We start from the raw sequence: 6,272 nt of genomic DNA, 5'->3' as shown, positions 1-6,272 counted from the left end.
TTATATCTGTTATCAATAAAAATCTGAAAACTATGGAAATAACTGATACAAAAGGTTCTAAAGTAACCTATACTCAGGAGGAAGCATTTGAAGCGAGTTTGAAATATTTCAACGGAGATGATCTGGCTGCCAGAGTTTGGGTCAATAAGTATGCACTTAAAGACTCGTATGGTAATTTATATGAAAAGACACCAGATGATATGCACCGACGTATTGCATCTGAAATTGCCAGAATAGAGTCGAAATATCCAAATCCGATGTCGGAAGATCAGGTATTCGAACTTATCAGAAACTTCAAATACATAATTCCGCAGGGTAGCCCCATGACGGGTATAGGTAATCCTTATCAGATAGCTTCACTTTCAAACTGTTTTGTTATAGGAAATGATGGGAAATCCGATTCTTACGGTGGTATCATGAAAATAGATCAGGAGCAAATACAGTTAATGAAGCGCAGAGGGGGGGTAGGACACGATCTTTCTCATATTCGACCTAAAGGGTCTCCAGTGAAAAATTCTGCACTTACATCAACGGGAATTGTGCCGTTTATGGAGCGTTATTCAAACTCTACAAGGGAAGTAGCTCAGGATGGTCGGAGAGGTGCGTTGATGCTATCTATTTCTATAGAACATCCAGATGCGGAAGGCTTTATTGACGCGAAGCTGGAGCAGGGAAAGGTTACGGGAGCAAATGTATCAGTAAGAATCAGTAATGCATTTATGCAAGCTGTGGAAAATGATGTAGATTTTATTCAGAAATATCCTATAGATTCTGCTAACCCATTGGTAAGTAAACAAACCAATGCCAAACAGCTTTGGAAAAAAATTGTGCATAATGCCTGGCGTTCAGCAGAACCCGGTATTTTGTTTTGGGATACTATTATTAACGAATCTGTTCCGGACTGTTACGCAGATTTGGGATATAAAACGGTGTCTACCAATCCATGTGGCGAGATTCCGTTATGTCCTTATGATTCCTGTCGCTTATTGGCAGTTAACCTTTATGCTTATGTGAATAATCCTTTTACCAAAAAGGCAGCCTTTGACTTTGACTTATTCAAAGAACATATAGGGGCTGCTCAGAGGATAATGGATGATATCATAGATCTGGAACTTGAAAAGGTAGATGCAATTTTAGCAAAAATAGATGCAGATCCGGAAGATGAAGAGGTGAAAAGAGTAGAGCATAATCTTTGGTTGAATATTCGTAAAAAAGCGGAAGAGGGAAGAAGAACAGGAATTGGAATTACAGCAGAGGGTGATATGCTTGCTGCTTTAGGACTGAGATATGGTAGTGATGAAGGAATTGCTTTTTCTGTAGATATACATAAATTAATTGCTATTGAGGCTTATAGGGCTTCTGTTATGGCAGCAAAAGAGCGTGGTGCATTTCCGATTTTTGATGCGGAAAGAGAAAAAAATAATCCTTTCATAAAAAGACTGGCCGAAGCAGACTCTAAACTTTATTATGAAATGTTGGAATATGGTCGTCGTAATATCGCTTTGTTAACTATTGCGCCAACAGGTACAACAAGTTTAATGTCGCAAACGACTTCTGGTATAGAGCCGGTTTTTATGCCGGTTTATAAGCGCAGGAGAAAAGTGAATCCAAATGATAAAAACGTTAGGGTAGATTTTGTAGATGAAGTTGGCGATTCATGGGAAGAATATGTTGTGTTTCATCATGGTTTTAAAAAATGGATGGAAATCAACGGCTATGATACGACCATAAATTATAGTAATGAAGAGTTGGACGAACTGGTAAAGAAATCTCCTTATTACAAAGCAACTTCCAACGATGTAGATTATTTGAAAAAGGTGCATATGCAGGGAGCTATCCAAAAATGGGTAGATCATTCTATCAGTGTTACAATCAATATGCCGAATGACGTATCTGAAGAATTAGTAGGTGAATTGTATATGGAAGCCTGGAAATCAGGATGTAAAGGTGTGACGGTCTACAGAGATGGTTCACGTTCCGGCGTTTTGATTTCTACTGAAGAGAAAAAAGAGAGTAAAGAAGAACCGGCAGCGCTATTACCGGCTACTTCTTTCCCTACTATAAGGCCACAGACTTTGGAATCCGATGTTGTTCGTTTTCAGAACAATAAAGATAAGTGGATTGCTTTTATAGGATTAATAGATGGAAAGCCTTACGAGATTTTTACAGGTCTTTCTGATGATGAAGATGGTATTTTATTGCCTCGCTGGGTCAATGATGGATTAATCATCAAAAATAAAGATGAAGACGGATCATCACGTTATGACTTTCAGTATAAGAATCAAAGAGGTTATAAAACAACCATAGAAGGTTTATCTTATAAATTTAACCCAGAATACTGGAACTATGCGAAGCTGATTTCGGGTACTTTACGCCATGGAATGCCAATAGAGAAGGTAGTAGATTTAATTAATAAACTGCAATTGGATGAGCATATCAATACATGGAAAAATGGCGTAGCGAGAGCTTTGAAACGTTATATTCCGGAAGGAGCAAGTGCCGGGTCTGCTAAATGTTCTAACTGTAATTCTACAAATCTGCAATATCAGGAAGGTTGTCTAACCTGTAAAGATTGTGGATCCAGTAAATGTGGTTAATGGTTTTGAAGTATAAAGCTGTCTAAAAGACAAAAAACATAGTTGTTTTAACGATTTTAGAGGAACCTGTTCCGATTTATCGGAGAAAATCTCCTTCAGTACAAATTCTGAAGGAGATTTCTTTCCAAATGTTTTTGTATTAGCGAGAAGTTAACGCAGAATCCATTCCCAGTTTCGTTATGCTGAGTGTAACGAAGCCTGCCTTGCCGGTCAGGCAGGCATCCCATTATAAAAAGTTTATACCGCATGTAGGGTTCTTCTCCCGATGCTCGGGATCAAAAGGAATTGAGGCAGAATTTTACTTGCTCTCCGCATTATCTACCGTAATCCAGTTAATTTTATAGTCTTTACTTAGCTTTGAATTGATCTGATCTTTATAGCTTTCCGGAGCAGTTATCGTTTTAGCATCGCCATCACTATAATAACGGGTCTTGTGCTTATTTTGAAGTTTCATAAAATGAGCAGGTCCAAATTCAGTATCTCCGGCCTGAACGCGCTCAACCGCTAGTCTATTGAAATCTTTGTGATAAGGAGAAACCGAAGTAGCCGATCCTACCAATAAAACAACTTCATGGTTATAGTTCACATCCTCAAATTTTCCTTTTGATTCCAGTGGAAGATTTTTAGCATGCATTCCCAAAGGTAAAGCCAGACTCCTTACCTCATAATTTGGAATAAACTCTTTAATTTCTTTAACAAACATACCTAAATGCTTTTGAACACCTGCATCATCCAGTTTATTTAACGGAACGTGGTACCAACCATGATTACCTATTTCGTAACCATTTTTTATCAGCCATTCCAGTTTCTCCTTCTTAAATTCCGGCTGTGCAAAAAGTCTGAGTGTAGGTTTTATAGCAGGAAGCACATAGAAGCTGGCCGTTATTGGGAAATCAGGATGTTTTTTCTTGAAATCTTCCATGATTCCCACTGCACAGTTAGGGTCAACTTCTGTTTTTCCGTTCTTTTCAATAAACCTAAACTGGCCGGCGCTGGAATCGTCAAAAGTAATGGCGAAAGGAGTTTTTCCCGCTGGGATATCCAATTTTCCATATGCCAGATCTAATACAGAAACCGGGTAGAAATTATTGTCATATAGCATTTGAAGGTCTTTTCTGAAATTTTCAGGTGTTCTTCTCCATCTATCTTCCGGTTCTCCAATTAAATGATATTCCAATACCATCACTTTCCCCAATTCATTTGGAGTGAAATCTGTGAAAGTACTTATTTTCGGGTTCTGAGGTTCGTCACTCGCAGTGTTTACTGTTTGTGTAGCGATACCTTCTGTTTGATTTTTTACTTGCTTTCCGTTGTTACACGCTATTAAAAAAGATGTAGCTAATGAGATTAAATAAAGCTGTTTATGTATTTTCATGTTTTAAGTTGACAAAGCATCAAAAGTAATCTAAAATGTACAATTGTTATTAAGTGGGTAATCAAAAATAATTTTTAATAGAGGCTTATAGGGATTTTGGTTTTTTAGAGATCTGTTTTTTTAAAATAATCAATTTCTCTTTACTGCTTTAACGAAAATTGCAATTTAATAATAGTGAGTATATTGAATGTGAAAACAGGATGCAACTTTTTCTGAGAGAACAGAAATTTAATATTTACATTTGCGCCATGTATCAGTTTTTAAAGCCAATTTTTTTTCAATTCGACCCCGAGAAAATACATCATTTTGTTACTGGAACACTACAAACAGCACAGAAAATCTGGGGATTACCAAAACTTATTAAAGGAAGTTTTAAATACGAACATCCGTCTTTAGAAAGAGAAGTATTTGGTCTGAAATTTAAAAATCCGGTAGGTTTAGCTGCAGGTTTTGACAAAAACGGAGAATATATTGAAGAACTGGCCAATTTTGGTTTTGGTTTTATAGAAGTTGGTACGGTAACGCCCTTACCTCAACCGGGGAATGATAAGCCGAGAATGTTTCGTTTGCCTGCAGACGAAGCGCTTATTAATAGAATGGGCTTTAACAATAAAGGAGTTGACGTACTGGCCAGAAAATTGGAATATGTAAAACGAGATGGTTTAATTATTGGCGGAAATATTGGAAAAAATAAAAATACGCCAAACGAAGATGCCGTAAGCGATTACATCAAGTGTTTCGATCGTTTATTTAATGTAGTAGACTATTTTGTCGTTAATGTCAGTTCTCCGAATACACCCAATTTAAGAGCATTACAGGAAAAAGAACCACTAAAAAATATTCTGAATACTTTACAGGAAAGAAATAACAAAAATGGTATTTCCAAACCTATTTTATTGAAGATAGCTCCGGATTTAACAGACTCTCAGTTAGATGATATTGTAGAGATTGTACAGGAAACCAGGATTGCAGGCGTAATAGCTACCAATACAACTATTTCCAGAGATAATTTGAATTCGCCGGAATATCTGAAAAAGGAAATGGGAGGCTTAAGTGGGAAACCTGTAAAAGACAGATCTACAGAAGTGATAAGATACCTTTCAAATAAGTCAAATAAAGCATTCCCTATCATAGGTGTAGGTGGGATTCATTCCGCAAAAGATGCAAAAGAAAAGCTGGATGCAGGTGCTGCCCTGGTACAGATTTATACAGGCTTCATTTATGAAGGACCGGCTTTAATCAAGAGGATTAAAAAATCACTAAAGAAGTAATTTAATAGAATTGTAAATAAAACAGAGCGGGTGTTGTGCTTTCTCGGGGGAAGCCTATATTTGCGACAAATGAATAACATGACTGAAGAATTAGAACACGTAAAATGTTTAATTATAGGTTCTGGCCCGGCAGGTTATACTGCAGCAATTTATGCAGCTAGAGCCGATTTAAAACCTGTGATGATAACAGGGATGCAAATGGGTGGTCAGTTAACACAGACTACAGATGTAGAAAATTTTCCAGGATACCCAGGTGGTGTAATGGGGCCGGATATGATGGAAGATTTCCGTAAACAAGCCGAGAGGTTTGGTACAGACATTCGTTTTGGCTACGTTTCTGCTGTAGATTTTTCGGGACCAGTTCATAAAGTAGTGGTTGATGATGTTAAAACCATTTTAGCCGATACGGTAATCATTTCTACAGGAGCATCTGCAAAATACTTAGGTTTAGAGTCCGAGCAAAAATATAATGGTTTTGGTGTTTCTGCTTGTGCAGTTTGTGACGGTTTCTTCTTTAAAAACCAGGATGTTGCCATTGTAGGAGCTGGTGATACAGCAGCGGAAGAAGCAACTTATCTGTCTAAATTATGTAACAAAGTGTACATGTTAGTAAGAAGAGACGAATTTAGAGCTTCTAAAGCGATGGTGAAACGTGTATTAAATACACCAAACATAGAAGTTTTATACAATACAGAGACTAAAGAGATTTTAGGAGACAATAAAGCTGTAACCGGAGTAAGAGTAGTAAATAACCAAACTCAGGAAGAAAGAGACTTAGCAGTTACGGGATTTTTCGTAGCTATTGGGCATAAACCTAATACAGATATTTTTAGGGATTGGTTAGATATGGATGAAACAGGTTATATAATAACTAATCCGGATAGTACATCAACTAAGATTCCTGGTGTTTTCGTTTCTGGAGACGCACAGGATAAAATCTTCAGACAAGCGATTACCGCGGCAGGAACAGGTTGTATGGCAGCCTTAGAGGCCGAAAGATATCTGGCGGCCAAAGAATACGAATAAGAC

General features: G+C 37.4%; 4 protein-coding genes. 3 read left to right on the top strand and 1 reads right to left on the bottom strand.

What is annotated here, in order from left to right; all coding sequences use genetic code 11:
* Positions 1–32: 32 nt before the first annotated feature.
* Positions 33–2,597: an adenosylcobalamin-dependent ribonucleoside-diphosphate reductase gene (locus ABWO41_RS14385; RefSeq protein WP_502945658.1), complete on the top strand. Its 2,565-nt coding sequence runs from the start codon at positions 33–35 to the stop codon at positions 2,595–2,597.
* Positions 2,598–2,895: 298 nt separating this feature from the next.
* On the opposite strand, the gene ABWO41_RS14380 is transcribed toward ABWO41_RS14385, so the two are convergent.
* Entirely contained in the window at positions 2,896–3,972 is a 1,077-nt protein-coding gene (locus ABWO41_RS14380) for a polysaccharide deacetylase family protein (protein WP_353139458.1), read from the bottom strand.
* A 248-nt stretch (positions 3,973–4,220) separates the two neighbouring features.
* Between ABWO41_RS14380 and ABWO41_RS14375 the strand changes: the two genes are divergently transcribed.
* Positions 4,221–5,243 (top strand): quinone-dependent dihydroorotate dehydrogenase, encoded by a 1,023-nt coding sequence (locus ABWO41_RS14375; protein ID WP_353139455.1) that lies wholly within the window; start codon positions 4,221–4,223, stop codon positions 5,241–5,243.
* A gap of 78 nt (positions 5,244–5,321) precedes the next feature.
* Entirely contained in the window at positions 5,322–6,269 is a 948-nt protein-coding gene (gene trxB / locus ABWO41_RS14370) for a thioredoxin-disulfide reductase (RefSeq protein ID WP_353139464.1), read from the top strand.
* The last annotated feature ends 3 nt before the right edge of the window (positions 6,270–6,272 follow it).

The organism is Pseudopedobacter sp., assembly GCF_040392825.1.
GTDB lineage: Bacteria > Bacteroidota > Bacteroidia > Sphingobacteriales > Sphingobacteriaceae > Pseudopedobacter.
This window is presented reverse-complemented; position numbering and strand designations above follow the sequence as displayed.

What these genes read in the sequence shown, in the direction of transcription:
- ABWO41_RS14385 (WP_502945658.1), top strand. Translation starts at nt 33, where the DNA reads ATGGAAATAACTGATACAAAAGGTTCTAAAGTAACCTATACTCAGGAG.
- ABWO41_RS14380 (WP_353139458.1), bottom strand. Translation starts at nt 3,972, where the DNA reads ATGAAAATACATAAACAGCTTTATTTAATCTCATTAGCTACATCTTTT.
- ABWO41_RS14375 (WP_353139455.1), top strand. Translation starts at nt 4,221, where the DNA reads ATGTATCAGTTTTTAAAGCCAATTTTTTTTCAATTCGACCCCGAGAAA.
- trxB (WP_353139464.1), top strand. Translation starts at nt 5,322, where the DNA reads ATGACTGAAGAATTAGAACACGTAAAATGTTTAATTATAGGTTCTGGC.